At 67.8% G+C, this 14,811-nt stretch carries 11 protein-coding genes; 4 read left to right on the top strand and 7 right to left on the bottom strand.

Features of this window, described 5'->3' with window-relative positions; all coding sequences use genetic code 11:
• The first annotated feature begins 2 nt into the window (after positions 1 to 2).
• From folP to BMY69_RS04545, 3 genes are all read left to right on the top strand, one after another.
• Positions 3 to 908 (top strand): dihydropteroate synthase, encoded by a 906-nt coding sequence (gene folP, locus BMY69_RS04555; RefSeq protein ID WP_090175659.1) that lies wholly within the window; start codon positions 3 to 5, stop codon positions 906 to 908.
• 83 nt (positions 909 to 991) lie between these two features.
• Positions 992 to 2,395, top strand: coding sequence for a phosphoglucosamine mutase (glmM, locus tag BMY69_RS04550; RefSeq protein WP_090053034.1), 1,404 nt, complete (start codon positions 992 to 994; stop codon positions 2,393 to 2,395).
• A gap of 64 nt (positions 2,396 to 2,459) precedes the next feature.
• The gene (locus BMY69_RS04545) at positions 2,460 to 3,398 is read left to right on the top strand and encodes an isopenicillin N synthase family dioxygenase (RefSeq protein ID WP_090175658.1); all 939 of its coding nucleotides are present in this window, start codon (positions 2,460 to 2,462) and stop codon (positions 3,396 to 3,398) included.
• 209 nt (positions 3,399 to 3,607) lie between these two features.
• Here the strand turns inward: BMY69_RS04545 and BMY69_RS04540 are convergent, their stop codons facing one another.
• The 5 genes from BMY69_RS04540 to BMY69_RS04520 all read right to left on the bottom strand — a co-directional run bounded on the left by BMY69_RS04540 (position 3,608) and on the right by BMY69_RS04520 (position 9,435).
• Complete coding sequence (locus BMY69_RS04540) at positions 3,608 to 4,504, bottom strand: DMT family transporter (protein WP_090175656.1); 897 nt, start codon at positions 4,502 to 4,504, stop codon at positions 3,608 to 3,610.
• Positions 4,505 to 4,650: 146 nt separating this feature from the next.
• Positions 4,651 to 6,798 carry an AsmA family protein gene (locus BMY69_RS04535; protein WP_090175655.1) on the bottom strand — a complete coding sequence of 716 codons (2,148 nt, stop codon included), beginning with the start codon at positions 6,796 to 6,798 and terminating at the stop codon, positions 4,651 to 4,653.
• A 232-nt stretch (positions 6,799 to 7,030) separates the two neighbouring features.
• Positions 7,031 to 7,780, bottom strand: coding sequence for a siderophore-interacting protein (locus BMY69_RS04530; RefSeq protein ID WP_090175654.1), 750 nt, complete (start codon positions 7,778 to 7,780; stop codon positions 7,031 to 7,033).
• Positions 7,777 to 8,382: a PadR family transcriptional regulator gene (locus BMY69_RS04525; protein WP_255364460.1), complete on the bottom strand. Its 606-nt coding sequence runs from the start codon at positions 8,380 to 8,382 to the stop codon at positions 7,777 to 7,779. The genes BMY69_RS04530 and BMY69_RS04525 overlap by 4 nt, the downstream gene beginning before the upstream one ends.
• An 81-nt stretch (positions 8,383 to 8,463) precedes the next feature.
• Positions 8,464 to 9,435: a thioredoxin family protein gene (locus BMY69_RS04520; protein WP_090053041.1), complete on the bottom strand. Its 972-nt coding sequence runs from the start codon at positions 9,433 to 9,435 to the stop codon at positions 8,464 to 8,466.
• A 118-nt stretch (positions 9,436 to 9,553) separates the two neighbouring features.
• On the opposite strand from BMY69_RS04520, the gene BMY69_RS04515 reads away from it, so the two are divergent.
• Positions 9,554 to 11,071, top strand: a complete 1,518-nt coding sequence (locus BMY69_RS04515; protein WP_090175649.1) for a fumarate hydratase — start codon at positions 9,554 to 9,556, stop codon at positions 11,069 to 11,071.
• Between the two features lie 101 nt (positions 11,072 to 11,172).
• Here BMY69_RS04515 and BMY69_RS04510 read toward each other — a convergent pair whose 3' ends face one another.
• Both BMY69_RS04510 and BMY69_RS04505 read right to left on the bottom strand, forming a co-directional pair.
• The gene (locus BMY69_RS04510) at positions 11,173 to 12,399 is read right to left on the bottom strand and encodes an acetate/propionate family kinase (RefSeq protein WP_090175647.1); all 1,227 of its coding nucleotides are present in this window, start codon (positions 12,397 to 12,399) and stop codon (positions 11,173 to 11,175) included.
• Positions 12,396 to 14,762 (bottom strand): phosphoketolase family protein, encoded by a 2,367-nt coding sequence (locus BMY69_RS04505; protein ID WP_090175646.1) that lies wholly within the window; start codon positions 14,760 to 14,762, stop codon positions 12,396 to 12,398. The genes BMY69_RS04510 and BMY69_RS04505 overlap by 4 nt, the downstream gene beginning before the upstream one ends.
• Positions 14,763 to 14,811 lie beyond the last annotated feature (49 nt).

Raw genomic sequence — 14,811 nt, 5'->3', positions numbered from 1 at the left:
GCATGAACGTCGATCCGTTCGCCGCCGTGCTCGACTGCAACGGACGCGCGCTGTCGCTCGACCGCCCGCGCGTCGTCGGCATCGTCAACGTCACGCCCGATTCGTTCTCGGACGGCGGCCGCCACGACACGCTCGGGGCCGCCTACGCGCATGCCATGCGGCTGGCGGAAGAGGGCGCGGACATGCTGGACGTCGGCGGCGAATCGACGCGGCCGGGCGCCGACGAGGTGCCGGTCGAGGAAGAGATCCGCCGCGTCGTGCCGCTGATCGAGCGCCTCGCCGCCGCGACCACGCTGCCCATCGCCATCGACACCTCGAAGCCCGAGGTGATGCGCGCCGCCGTCGGCGCGGGCGCCGGCATGATCAACGACGTGTACGCCCTGCGTCGCGAGGGGGCGCTCGACGCCGCCGCGGACCTGCGCGTGCCCGTGTGCCTCATGCACATGCAGGGCGAGCCGCGTTCGATGCAGCAGGAGCCGGCGTACGACGACGTGGTCGGCGAGGTCCACCGCTTCCTGACGGATCGCCTGTTCGCCTGCGAACTGGCCGGGATCGACCGCCGCCGCGTGCTGGTCGACCCGGGTTTCGGGTTCGGCAAGAACCTCGAGCACAACCTCGCGCTGCTGCGCGCCACGGCACGCTTCGCCGAGCTCGGCGCAGGCGCGTACATCGGCCTGTCGCGCAAGTCGATGATCGGCGCCCTGACGGGCCGCCAGACGCCCACCGACCGGGTCCACGGCTCCGTCGCCGCCGCCCTGATCGGCGTGCAGCGCGGCGCCGTCATGGTCCGGGTCCACGACGTCGCCGCCACGGTCGACGCCCTGGCGGTCTGGGCCGCCGTCAAGGCCGGCGACACCGCGCCCCGCCACGACCGGCCCGCCATGCCCCGCTGGCCGGACGACGACTGACCCGCCACGCCCGATCCGTGGCCGCTCCCATGCCGCTCCATGGGAGTATCCTCGCCCGATCCGGAAGTAAGGACGACAACACCATGAGTGAACGCAAGTATTTCGGCACGGACGGCATCCGCGGTCACGTCGGTACGTACCCGATCAGCGCGGATTTCATCCTGCGGCTGGGGCGCGCCGCCGGCGCCGTGCTGGCGCGCCGCCGCGCCGCCGACCGCCGACCGGCGGGCGCCGGGCCCGACCGCCGCGACCACAATCGCAAGGTGATGGTCGTCATCGGCAAGGACACCCGGGTGTCCGGCTACATGTTCGAATCCGCCCTCGAAGCGGGACTGGTCGCGTCGGGCGCCGACGTGCGCCTGCTCGGCCCGATGCCGACGCCGGGCGTCGCCTACCTCACGCGTTCCCTGCGTGCGGATGCCGGCATCGTCATCAGCGCCTCGCACAATCCGCACCAGGACAACGGCATCAAGTTCTTCTCCGGCCAGGGCGAAAAGCTCGACGACGACCTCGAGGCCGAGATCGAAGCCGAACTGGACGCCGAGTTCGCGACCGTCGCGTCCGAGGCGCTGGGCAAGGCCAGCCGCGTGGACGACGCCGTCACCCGTTACGCCGAGTTCTGCAAGTCCACCGTCTCCGACGACTTCTCGCTGGCCGGCATGCGCATCGTGCTCGACTGCGCGCACGGCGCCACTTACCAGGTGGCACCGAAGGTCTTCCGCGACCTCGGCGCGGAGGTCTCGACCATCGGCGCCGAGCCGGACGGCCTCAACATCAACCGCGGCGTCGGCTCCACCGATCCGGAATCGCTGGCCCGCACCGTCGTGGAGCGCGGCGCCGATCTCGGCATCGCCTTCGACGGCGACGGCGACCGCGTCCGCGTCGTCGACCGCGACGGCACGGTCACCGATGGCGACGACATGCTCTACGTGATCGCCCGGCACTGGAAGACGAAGGCCGCGCTCCCAGGCCCGGTCGTCGGCACGCTGATGAGCAATTACGGCCTCCAGCGCGCGCTGAAACAGCTGGACATCCCCTTCGTGCGCGCCAACGTCGGCGACCGCTACGTTCTCCAGCAGCTCAAGGAACACGGCGGCGTGCTGGGCGGCGAGACGTCGGGCCACATCCTTTGCCTCGATCGCTTCACCACCGGCGACGGCGTGGTGGCCGCCCTGGCGCTGCTCGAGGCGCTGGCGGAATCGGGCGAAACCTTCGCCGAGGCCCGCGCCGGCCTGGTCAAGCTGCCGCAGACCATGGTCAACGTCCGCGTCCAGGGGGCGAAGGAAGCGTTGAAGTCCGACGCGGTGAAACAGGCGCTGGCGGAGGTCGAAACCGCGCTGGAAGGCCGCGGCCGGGTCGTCCTGCGTGCCTCGGGCACCGAGCCGCTGGTCCGCGTCACGATCGAGGCCGCCGACGCCGCCGAGGTCGACCGTCTGGCGGGGCAGCTGGCCGAGGCCGTAAAATCGGCGGCCCAGGCGACGGCCTGACCCACGAGCGAGCGTCCGGCGCGATTCACGCGCCGGCCTCGTCACGCTGCCACGCAGGTACATCATGAAGACGGTTCCCACCCTCGATATCCGCCGCTACGACACCGATCGCGAGGCCTTCGTCGCCGAGATCGGCGCCGCCTACCGCGAATTCGGTTTCTGCTGCATCAGCGGTCACGGCATTCCGAAGGAAGCCATCGACGGCGCGTACGACGCGTTCAAGGCCTTCTTCGCGCTGCCCGACGACACCAAGCGCAAGTACCACGTTCCTGGCGGTGGCGGCGCGCGCGGCTACACGCCGTTCAAGGTGGAGACCGCGAAGGACAGCAAGTTCGCCGACCTCAAGGAGTTCTGGCACATCGGCCGCGAGATCCCGCGCGATTCGAAGTACGCCGACGTGATGCCGCCGAACGTGTGGCCGTCGGAAGTGCCGGCGTTCAAGGACAAGGGCTACGGCATCTACCAGCAGCTCGACCAGCTCGGCTCGCGCGTGCTGCGCGCGCTGGCGCTGCACATCGGCCTGCCGGAAAAGTTCTTCGACGACAAGATCGACTCGGGCAACTCGATCCTGCGCCCGATCCATTACCCGCCGATTCCGGAAGGCGACATCCCGAACGTACGCGCCGGCGCGCACGAGGACATCAACTTCATCACGCTGCTCGTCGGCGCGAGCACGGCTGGCCTGGAAGTGAAGACGCGCGAAGGCGAGTGGCTGCCGATCACCACCGAAGGCGACGCCATCGTGGTGAACATCGGCGACATGCTCCAGCGCCTCACCAACCATGTGTATCCGTCGACGACGCACCGCGTGACGAACCCGACGGACGGCGACGCCGCACGCAAGCCGCGCTACTCCGTGCCGTTCTTCCTGCATCCGAACCCGGACGTCGTGCTCGACGTGCTGGAATCCTGCGTCACGCCGGACAATCCGAAGCGTTATCCGGAACCGATCACGGCGCACGAGTACCTGCAGGAACGCCTGCGCGAAATCAAACTCATCTGACGCCTTCTTAGCGGGATATTCACCGGGCGGGTCGCAGCATCGATCCTCCCGGACCCTCTCCCGGAGCATCCCGTGAAACCCTCCAGCCCGCCCGTGCGAGCCAAGCGCTCGTCACCCCGGAAAACGTCGGCGCGGTCGGCGGCGCAGCGCGCCCGTCGCCAGCGCACGATGAAGGCACGCGGCCGCGCCTGAACCAACCATGTCGACCGCTAGGGTGCCACCAGATTCCCTGGCTCCGCCCGATCCCCGCGATGCAGCCACGGATGAGCGAACACGGCGACCAGGATGATCGCGACACCCGTGTAGAACGTCCACCCCAGCTCCCGCTGCTCGCCGAGCAGCGGAATCGCCAGCACGATGGCATAGACCGGCTCGAGGTTCGTCACCATCTGCGTGGCGAAGGCGGACAGGTGGCGCAACGCGGACAGCGCCAGCGCGAAGGGCAGCAGCGTGCAGCCATAGGCGAGCACGAGCAGCAAAGCGCCGTCGTGGGCGTCCGGAAGCGGAAACGCGGGCGCGGCGACGAAAGGCGCCAGCAATGTCAGGAATACGGTACCGGTGCCGAGTTCGACACAGGTGACGGTCAGCGCGTCGGCGCGATCGACGAGCCTCTTGTTCAACGCGCTGAAGAATGCCACGAAGAGCGCCGACAGCACGCCGATCGCGAGACCGAGCCGCATCTCGCCCGGCAGTCCGCCGGCCACGAGCGCGACGCCGGGCACCACCGCCGCGCCGATCATCAGTTCACGCGGATCGAAGCGGCGACCCGCGATCCAGGGCTCCACCAGGGCGAGGAACACCGGGCATAGCGCGATGCACGTGGCCGCCACCGAGGCGTTGGCGAGCTTGATGGCGCCGTAGAAGGTGAGCCAGTGCAGCGCGACGATGACACCGATGCCGGCGTAGGAGAACAGCAGACGCGCCGGCATGGCACGCAGGCCGCGCCAGACGCGCGGCACGCAGAGCAGCGTGCCCGACACCAGCAACATGCGCCACCACACCAGCGGCAACGCGGGCAGGGCGATCAGCTTGCCGAGGATGGCCGTGAAGCCCCAGAGCAGGACACAGAAATGGATTTGCCAGTGGGCGATGCGGGAAGGCGACATGCGGGAAAGCTTGCCCGAACGTCGCCATACCCACCAGCGGTCTGTGGGAGCGGACCTGGCCGCGACAGCTCCTGGGGCCGTGCGTGACAGGGCCTGTTGCTCTTCGCGAACAGCTGTCGCGGCCAGGTCCGCTCCTACGGCATCCCCTAGCGCGCCGGCTTACCCGCCGGCGGCGCCTTCGGCGGGCTGCGCTTCAGATCGTCGAGCAGCGGCTTGCACTGCGTGGCGTCGGCCTTGCCGCTTTCCGGCACGGCCAGCGCGCCCAGTGCCGCCACGGGGGCCGCGAACACCGCGAGCGCCGCGGCGCCACCCGCGCGCAGGATCAACGGACCGGCATGCACGCCCGGCGCTGGATTCTTGAACGTGCCGTGCACGTACAGCGGCGATCGCAGCGAGAACAGGCGGAAGCCCTTGGTGTGCGGCACGATGTCGAGATCGAGCTTCTCGTCGCGGAAGTTCACGTTGCCCGTCACGTTGATCAACGCCTTCTCGGTGTCGAACGCGAACAGACGCGATTCCATGACGCCGTCCGTCGCCACCAGATCGGCCGCCATGCAGTTGATCTTCACCACGTCGTCGCCGAACAGCTTCGTCACCGCGTAGCTACCCACGTTGAGGCCGGCCAGCTCCAGCAGCGAGCCGCTGATGGCGCCGTCGTTGATCAGCAGCTTCACCTCGCCGTTCGAGGAGCCGAGCAGCGCGGCGGGCGAATTGCCGACCGCGGTCAGGGACGCGTCGCCGTTGAGCTCGCCGAAGCTCGTCTGCATCGGCGCGAACGTGGGGAACAGCTCCTTCAGCTTGAGGTGGCGGGCGCCGAGGTTGAAGCCGCCGCGCATCGGTGTCCTCGAACCGTCGAGGCGCATGTTGCTGCCCACCGTGCCGCCGGCGACGCCGAATTTCAGCGGGTCGAGCGTAAGCACCGCATCCTTCATGATCAGGTGCGTCGACACGTTCTCGAACGGCAGCCGTTCGCCGTGGACGATCTTCACGCCCGTAAACGTGACATCGGCATCCATCGCGTTCCAGCGATCCGTCTTGAACGGCTCGACGGGCAGGACCTTGTCGGGCGGCTGCTTCACCGCGTCGCCGCGCTCCGCCTTCTCCTCGTCCGACCCGCCGCCCACCAGCGGCGCCAGGTCGGCGAAGAGCAGCTGGTTCGACTTCAGGTTGCCGCTGAGCTTCGGCCGCGCGCCGCGGGTGTCGAAGGTAAGGCTGCCGCCAAGATCGCTGCCGCCGACGCGCCCGGTGAAGTTCTCGTACGTGAACACGCTGGCGCCCTTCTTCAGGTTCGCCTTGAGATGCCCCTCGGTCGCGAAGGGCGGCGTATCCGGCAGCGTGATGCCGGTGAGGTCGTAGAGATGCGACATGCTCGTGCCCGAGAACCACAGGCGCACGTCGAGAGCACCCATGTTGACCGGGTCGGTCAGCGTGCCGACGAAGGCGATATGCGTATCGCCGAAGCGCGCGTCGGCCTGGACCGGGAAGGGACGATCGGCATCGCGAAGCGCGAGCACCCCGCCGGTCCGCGCCTTGGCGGAGACAGTCGACTTCTTGTAGGTACCCTTGGCGTCCCATGCGAACTGATAGACCTGGCTCTTCTTGGTCTGGTCCTGACGGTCCTTCTCGTCGGCGTCGCTCTTCGCCATGGTCTTCGCGCTGGCACCGGTCGTCTTCTTCGCCTGCGCGCGGGCATCCTTCTCCTGCTGCGCCATGATCTCGTCGAACGGAATGCCCTTGCCCAGCGGCGTCACGTCGATACCCATGACGATCTGGTTCGTCGCGTCGGAGAAATCGATGTGACCCTTGTCGAACGCGATCGCGTTGAGTTCGAGCTGCCACTCGGACGGGCCCGTGCTCTCGGGGAGCTTGAACGTCCACGTGTTGTCGCCGTTCTTCGCGCGCTGCAGCGCCATGCGCGGCTGGCCGAGGCGAATCTCGGGCACGACGATGCTGTGGGCGATGAGCGGGAAGGGCGACAGACGGAACTGGATCGTCTCCAGCGTGGCGAAGTGCTTGTCCTTCGCCCAATCGGGGTTCGCCACCGTGATGTCGCGCGCGGTGAAATGCGGCCAGGGAATCAGACCGACCAGACCGCCTTCACCGGGCTCGCGCGACCAGCTCGCGGAGAGGTCGCCGTTGATGGCGAAGGGCCGCCCGATCGCCTCGGACACCTTTTCGTTGATGGTCGGCTTCAGCCGGTTCCAGTCGAAGAAGGCGATGAACAGAATGACCGCCACGATGAGCAGGACGACGATCCCGAGAACCCACGCCAGAATTTTCCTGCCACGCCGCATCGTGCCGCTCCCGATCCCATAACGCGCATAGGGTTAACGCGCGAGCCGCCAAGGTTATGTGTTCGCGGGCAGGAAGAATTAAGGGAAGTGAAATTGGCGGGAAGACGCCGGCCCCGCCAGGTAGGAGCGCGCCCTGCGCGCGACAGCTTTTCGCCAAGAGCATCAGGTCCTGACGCCCGCGGCCTCAAAACATGTCGCGCGCAGGGCGCGCTCCTACCGAGTGATTGCACGCTCAGGCGGCCTGCCAGTAACCGGTGGCCTTGACCCAGTCCTTGTCGATGCCGCGCGTCTCGACGAGCAACGACCGCAATGCCCGCGCCCGCTTCGACTCGGTGGCGACCCACCAGAACGTATCGCCCGGAGGGATCGGCAGCGCGGCGAGCGCCTCGTCGAGCGTCGGCGACTCGCCGGGCACGAACCAGCGCACGTCGCGTGCGAGCGTCTGGCGTTCGGCGGGCGATGCGACCTCGACGAACACGGTGACCTCCCGGCTGGCCGGCATCTCCTCCAGCCATCGCCCGATCGCGGGCAAGGCCGTCGCATCACCCACCAGCACGTAATGGTCGTAATCGTCGGGCACGACCATCGATCCACGGGGGCCGCCCACGTGCAGCACGTCACCGGGTCGGGCCGTCTCGGCCCAGCTCGACGCCGGACCGTCACCATGGATGACGAAGTCGATGTCGAGTTCATTGGCGATGGGGTCGTGACGGCGCGGCGTGTAATCGCGCGAGGGCGAGTGCTCGCCGTCCGCGTACACCGGTCCGTTGTCGCCGAACGTCGGCAGGTTCAGGGAGCCGTCCGAGGTGGCGAAGAACAGCTTCACGTGGTCGTCCGGCGCGGCCGAAACGAAGCCTTCGAGATCGGGGCCCGCCAGCGTCACGCGGACCATGTGCGGCGTGAGGTTCTCCACCCGCGCCACCTCGAGCCGGCGCATCTTCAGGGGATGGCGTACGCGGGTGATCGCATGGCGTTCCGTCATGTCTGGCGCTCTCCCACGGCTTTCGCGGCGGCGTCGACGAGCTTCGCGACGCGCGCGATCTCCGCGGCGTCCCAGGCCTTGTGATGGTTGATCAGCTGGTACTTCAGGCGGTGCATGGCCTCGCGCACCTCTTCCGGCACGCTCATGCGGCGCATGTGGCGCGACATCACCTGCAGCCGCTCGGTCAGGGCCTCGAGGCTGTCGCGGTTCTCGGCGAGAAAGGCGCGGCCGGCATCGGTGATCGCGTAGAGCTTCTTGCCGCCCGTCTCGGCTTCCACCCGGGCATAGCCGAGCTCCTCGAGCATCGTCAGGGTGGGGTAGATCGCGCCGGGGCTCGGGCTGTACTGGCCGTCGAACATCTCCTCGATGGTGCGGATCAGCTCGTAGCCATGGCGGGGCTGCTCCTCGATGAGGGCCAGGAGCAGGAGCCGCAGATCGCCGGTGCCGAACATCCGGCCGCCGAAACGGCCGCCACCGCGACCGCCGCGGCCGCCCTCGCGGTCGTCGAATTCGAAGGGACTGCCGCCGAAGCGGCCGCCACCGCGACCGATGGCGTGCATCTGCTCGTGGAGGCGGTGCCGCGCGTGGTGGAAAAAGTGCATGGGCATACTCCGATATATCGTACGTAGTGCACGTACGATATATCGCAAGTAACAGTCACGCAAGAGGGGCCGAGGAGGGCCTCAGCCGAACGTGAACGTGAACGCGTGGAAATTCGCCTTGGGAATCCGGATCGTCAGCACGTGGTCCTTGTAGTCGTTGGCCGTGTACAGGGTGTACAGCTGCGAGGCCTGGATCGTGACGGGCGCCTGCGGCTTGCCGTCCACCAGCACCTCCACGGTCACCGGATCGTTCGCGCTGGCGACCATGTGGACCTTCTTCGCCTTGAAGTGCAGGCGGATCTCGCCGGACGGGCCTTCCAGCGTCGCGTTCTGCCGGCCGATCTCCCAGCGGCCCACGAGCGCGAACTTGTTCAGGTCGAGGCGCGACGGGGCGGTGAAGTCGCGCGTGCCGCCGCGGGAACCCTCGGGGCTGGCGTTGTTCTGGCTGCGGTCGCTGCCGAAGTACATCTCCGGCGAGCCCAGCTGCGTGAAGTCGGGGGCGTCCTTGTCCTCGCCCGCGGCCGCGGCGTCGAGGCGCGGCAGGCCGAGCAGGGTGCGGATCGCGTTCTCCATCTCGGCGTAGTTGCCCTCGCCGAAGTGATGGGCGACGACGTTGCCGCGCTGGTCGACGAGGTACTCGGCGGGCCAGTACTGGTTGTCCCAGGCGTCCCAGGTGGCCAGGTCGTTGTCCTGCGCCACGGGGTAGTGGATGTTGTACCGCTTGATGGCGTCGCGGACGTTGCCTTCCTGCTTCTCGAACGGGAATTCGGGCGAATGCACGCCCACGACGACCAGGCCCTTGTCCTTGTACTGGTCGTACCAGCGGGTCACGTGGGGCAGGGTGCGCAGGCAGTTGATGCAGGAATAGGCCCAGAAATCGATCAGCACGACCTTGCCGCGCAGCTGCTTCATGGTCAGCGGCTTCGAGTTCTGCCAGGTGGCGATGCCGGCGAACTCCGGCGCGGTCTGCGCCGCGGCGGCAGGGCGCGCCAGTCCCAGCGCCGTGGCGGCGAGGGCGACGACGAGGAAGGCGGAACGGAACGGGTGGCGCATGGAGACTCCAGGGTTCTGGCGGGTCCCGGAAGAAGACCGGACGGGGCAGCGGCACCTTACACGCCCGGGTGCGTTAAAATCGTGGTCTTTGCCAGCCTCGCGAGCCAGCCGTAGCGCCATGACCTCGATCAAGCAGGACGACCTCATCACCAGCGTCGCCGACGCCCTCCAGTACATCTCGTACTACCACCCGGTGGATTACATCCGGAACCTCTCGGCCGCGTACGAGCGCGAGGAATCCCCGGCGGCGAAGGACGCCATCGCCCAGATCCTGATCAATTCGCGCATGTGCGCCGAGGGCCACCGGCCGATCTGCCAGGACACCGGGATCGTCACCGTGTTCCTCAAGATCGGCATGAACGTGCGCTGGGACGACGCCACCATGGGCGTCGAGGACATGGTCAACGAGGGCGTGCGCCGCGCGTATAACCACCCCGACAACAAGCTGCGCGCCTCGGTGCTCGCCGATCCGGCGGGCAAGCGCATGAACACGCGCGACAACACGCCTGCCGTGGTGAACGTCTCGGTCGTGCCGGGCGACAAGGTCGACGTCATCGTCGCCGCCAAGGGCGGCGGCTCCGAGGCGAAGTCCAAGTTCGCGATGCTCAACCCGTCCGACTCCATCGTCGACTGGGTGCTGAAGACCGTGCCGACGATGGGCGCCGGCTGGTGCCCGCCGGGCATGCTCGGCATCGGCATTGGCGGTACCGCCGAGAAGGCGATGCTGCTGGCGAAGGAAGCGCTGATGGAGCCGATCGACATCGTCGACCTGATCGCGCGCGGCCCGTCGAACCGCGCGGAGGAACTGCGCCTCGAGCTCTACGAGAAGGTCAACGCGCTCGGCATCGGCGCGCAGGGCCTGGGTGGCCTCACCACCGTGCTCGACATCAAGGTGAAGGATTACCCGACGCACGCGGCGAACCTGCCGGTGGCGATGATCCCGAACTGCGCCGCCACGCGCCACGCGCACTTCGTGCTCGACGGCTCCGGCCCGGTCGCGCTCGATCCGCCGTCGCTGGAAGACTGGCCGAAGCTCACGTACGACGCCTCGAAGGGCCGTCGCGTGGACCTCGACACGATCACCCGCGAGGACGTGCAGAGCTGGAAGCCGGGCGAGACGATCCTGCTCAACGGCAAGCTGCTCACGGGCCGCGACGCCGCGCACAAGCGCATGATCGACATGCTCAACCGCGGCGAAACGCTGCCCGTCGATTTCACCAACCGCTTCATCTACTACGTCGGTCCGGTCGATCCGGTGCGCGACGAGGTCGTCGGTCCGGCCGGCCCGACCACGGCCACGCGCATGGACAAGTTCACGCGCCAGATGCTGGAGACGACGGGCTTGCTGGGCATGGTCGGCAAGTCCGAGCGCGGTCCGGCCGCGATCGAGGCGATCCGCGACAACAAGGCCGTGTACCTGATGGCCGTCGGCGGCTCGGCATACCTCGTCTCCAAGGCGATCAAGGCCTCGCGCGTGCTCGCGTTCGAAGACCTCGGCATGGAGGCGATCTACGAGTTCGAGGTCAAGGACATGCCGGTGACGGTCGCGGTCGACAGCGCGGGCACGTCGGTGCACGAGACGGGCCCGAAGGAGTGGCGCTCGAAGATCGGGAAGATTCCCGTGGTCGTCGTCTGACGCCGTCCTGTAGGAGCGCGCCCTGCGCGCGACATCTGTTTAAGCCGTGAGCAACAGGACCTGCGGCTCCCGGCGAAAGATGTCGCGCGCAGGGCGCGCTCCTACGAAGCGAGGCGCCAGGTGTGCCTCGCGATCTGTTCGTCTTCTTCCGTCGCCACCACGCGGACCTCGAAGTCGCCGAACCACTGCAGTCCCGCGAGGATCGCATCCCGCCCGGTCGTGGTCGTCTGACGCCGTCCTGTAGGAGCGCGCCCTGCGCGCGACATCTGTTTAAGCCGTGAGCAACAGGACCTGCGGCTCCCGGCGTCTTGTTTTGTGTGCCTCGCGATCTGTTCGTCTTCTTCCGTCGCCATCACGCGAACCTCGAAGTCGCCGAACCACTGCAGGCCCGCGAGGATCGCATCCCGCGTCGCCGCGTCGTTCTCCCCGATGCCGCCCGTGAACACCAGCAGGTCGAGCCCGCCCAGGGACGCCACCATCGCCGCGACGTGCTTGCGTGCGACATGCACGAACACGTCGCGCGCCAGCTTCGCCGCCGCGTCGTGCGACTCGCGCAGCTTGCGCATGTCGCTGATGCCGCCAGAAAGACCCTTCAGGCCCGACTCTCGGTCGACCAGCAACTCCAGCCGCTTCGCGTCGTAGGCGCGTTCGCGCATCAGGTACAGCAACACGCCGGGATCCAGATCGCCCGGCCGCGTGCCCATCACGATGCCGCCCGTGGGCGTCAGGCCCATCGTCGTATCCACCGACTCGCCGTCACGCACCGCGCACAGGCTCGCGCCGTTGCCCAGGTGCGCGATCACGACGCGCAACGGCATCGAAGGCCCCAGCTTCCGCACGATCGATTCGTACGACAGCCCGTGGAACCCGTAACGTTCGATGCCGCCCTCGCGAAGATCGGCGGGCAGGGGCAGGGCGCGCGCGACGGCGGGCATGCTGGCGTGGAACGCCGTATCGAAACAGGCGACCTGCGGCGCATCGGGGAATGCCTTGCGCGCCCGCTTCACCATCTCGACCGCCGGGGGAACATGCAACGGCGCGAACGCCTTCGCCTCTTCCAGGTGTGCCATCAGGGCATCGTCGATACGCGCATGCCGGCGGATGTTCGGCCCGCCATGCACGAGTCGGTGCCCGACCGCGTCCGGCGTCGGCAGCGAACGCGTGCGCAGGGCATCGACGATCGCCGCCACCGGGTCCGCGTCACCGCCCGGCGCGTCGGTCTGGTCGGCGAAGAGTGCCTCGCACATGTCGCCTTCCACACGATAGAGCCCGTATTTCAGCGACGACGAGCCCGTGTTGAGGGCCAGCACGTGCCCGGCGCGACTCACGAGGCCTCCTCGGCCTTCCACTGCCAGTCGCGCACGTCGGGCAGGTCCTGCCCATGTTCGCTGACGTAGAGCTTGTGCCGCTCGATGGCCGACCAGTAGCGCTGTGCCGCCTTTTCGCGTTCGCCCGCCAGGCGCGGGATACGGTTGATCGCGTCGAGCGCGAGCTGGAAGCGGTCCATGTTGTTCAGCACCATCATGTCGAGCGCGGTGGTGGTCGTGCCTTCTTCCTTGTAGCCGCGCACGTGGATGTTGTCGTGGTTGTGCCGGCGATAGGTCAGCTTGTGGATGATGCCGGGGTAGCCATGGAAGGCGAAGATCACCGGACGATCCTTCGTGAACAGGCCGTCGAACTGCTCGTCGTCCATGCCGTGCGGATGTTCGTCGGGCGTTTCCAGCGACATCAGGTCGACCACGTTGACCACGCGTATGCGGATGTCGGGCACGTACTCGCGCAGCAGCATCACCGCGGCGAGCGTCTCCACCGTCGGCGCATCGCCCGCGCAGGCCATGACCACGTCGGGATCGTCTCCGCCGCGTCCTGCCCATTCCCAGATTCCCGCGCCGGCCGTGCAATGGCGCACGGCGCTCTCCATGTCCAGCCACTGCCAGTCGGGCTGCTTGCCGGCCACGATCACGTTGACGTAATGGCGGCTGCGCAGGCAATGGTCGGCGACCGAGAGCAGGCAGTTCGCGTCCGGTGGCAGGTAAACACGCACGATCTCCGATTTCTTGTTGGCGACGTGGTCGATGAAGCCCGGATCCTGGTGCGAGAAGCCGTTGTGGTCCTGGTGCCACACGTGCGAGCTCAGCAGGTAGTTCAGCGACGCGATCGGCGGGCGCCACGCCATCTTGCGCGTCACCTTCAGCCACTTCGCGTGCTGGTTGAACATGGAATCGATGATGTGGATGAAGGCCTCGTAGCACGAGAAGAACCCATGCCGGCCCGTCAGCAGGTAGCCCTCGAGCCAGCCCTGGCACTGGTGTTCGCTCAGCACCTCCATCACGCGCCCGGCCGGCGAGAGGTTCTCGTCGACGCTTTCCGTTTCGGCCAGCCATGTCTTGCCACTGGCTTCGTACACCGCCTCGAGCCGGTTCGAGGCCGTCTCGTCGGGACCGAACAGGCGGAAGGTCTCCATGTTCTGCCGCATCACCTCGCGCAGGAAGCGGCCCAGCACGCGCGTCGCCTCCGCCTTGTGCTCGCCGGGCGTCTTCACGTCCTCGGCGAAGCCGCGGAAGTCGGGCATGTGCAGGGGCTTCAGCAGCAGCCCGCCGTTCGCGTGCGGGTTCATGCCCATGCGTCGGCGCCCCGTCGGTGCGAGCGAGGCGAACTCCTCGCGGAAGCGGCCGCGCTCGTCGAAGAGCTCCTCCGGTTCGTAGCTCTTCATCCAGCGCTCGAGGATCGCGACGTGTTCGTCGTTCTCGAACTTCGCGATGGGCACCTGGTGCGCGCGCCAGGTGCCTTCCACGGGCTTGCCGTCGACCTCCTTCGGCCCGGTCCAGCCCTTGGGGCTGCGGAACACGATCATGGGCCAGCGCGGACGTGTGGCCGCGTCGGCGTCGCCGCCGCGCGCCTTCTCCTGGATGCGGCGGATCTCGTCGAGGCAGCGGTCGAGCGCCGCGGCGAAGGCCTGGTGCATCGGTTCGAATTCGTGGCCTTCGACGAAGTGCGGCTCGTAGCCGTAGCCACGCATGAGGTCGCGCAGCTCGTCGGGCTCGATGCGCGCGAGCACGGTGGGGTTCGCGATCTTGAAGCCGTTGAGGTGCAGGATCGGCAGCACCGCGCCGTCGCGCGCGGGGTTCAGGAACTTGTTCGAGTGCCAGCTTGTCGCGAGCGCGCCGGTTTCGGCCTCCCCGTCGCCGACGATGCACGCGACGATGAGTTCCGGATTGTCGAAGGCCGCGCCGTACGCATGCGAGAGGGAATAACCGAGTTCGCCGCCTTCATGGATCGAGCCGGGCGTTTCCGGGGCCACGTGACTCGGGATGCCGTACGGCCACGAGAACTGCCTGAACAGCTCGCGCATGCCGGCCGCGCTGCGATCGATGTGCGGATAGACCTCGGTGTACGAGCCTTCGAGGTACGTGTGCGCGACGAGGCCGGGTCCACCGTGCCCCGGGCCGATCACGTAGATCATGTCGAGGTCGCGTTCGACGATCGCCCGGTTCAGGTGCGTGTAGATGAAGTTGAGTCCGGTCGTCGTTCCCCAGTGACCGAGCAGGCGATGCTTGATGTGCTCCTTGCCCAGCGGTTTCTCGAGCAGCGGATTGTCACGCAGGTAGATCTGGCCGACGGAGAGATAGTTCGCGGCGCGCCAGTAGGCGTGCATGCGGCGCAGCAGATCGGGCGCGAGCGGTTCGGTCATGGCGGGCATCCAGGCGACGAGGTCGCCCTTCAGCCTAGGCCCGGGTGGA

It is taken from the genome of Luteibacter sp. UNC138MFCol5.1 (assembly GCF_900110505.1).
In the GTDB taxonomy this organism is placed as follows: Bacteria; Pseudomonadota; Gammaproteobacteria; order Xanthomonadales; family Rhodanobacteraceae; genus Luteibacter.
The sequence above is the reverse complement of the archived record's forward strand: the minus strand, read 5'-3'. Positions and strand labels throughout refer to the sequence as shown.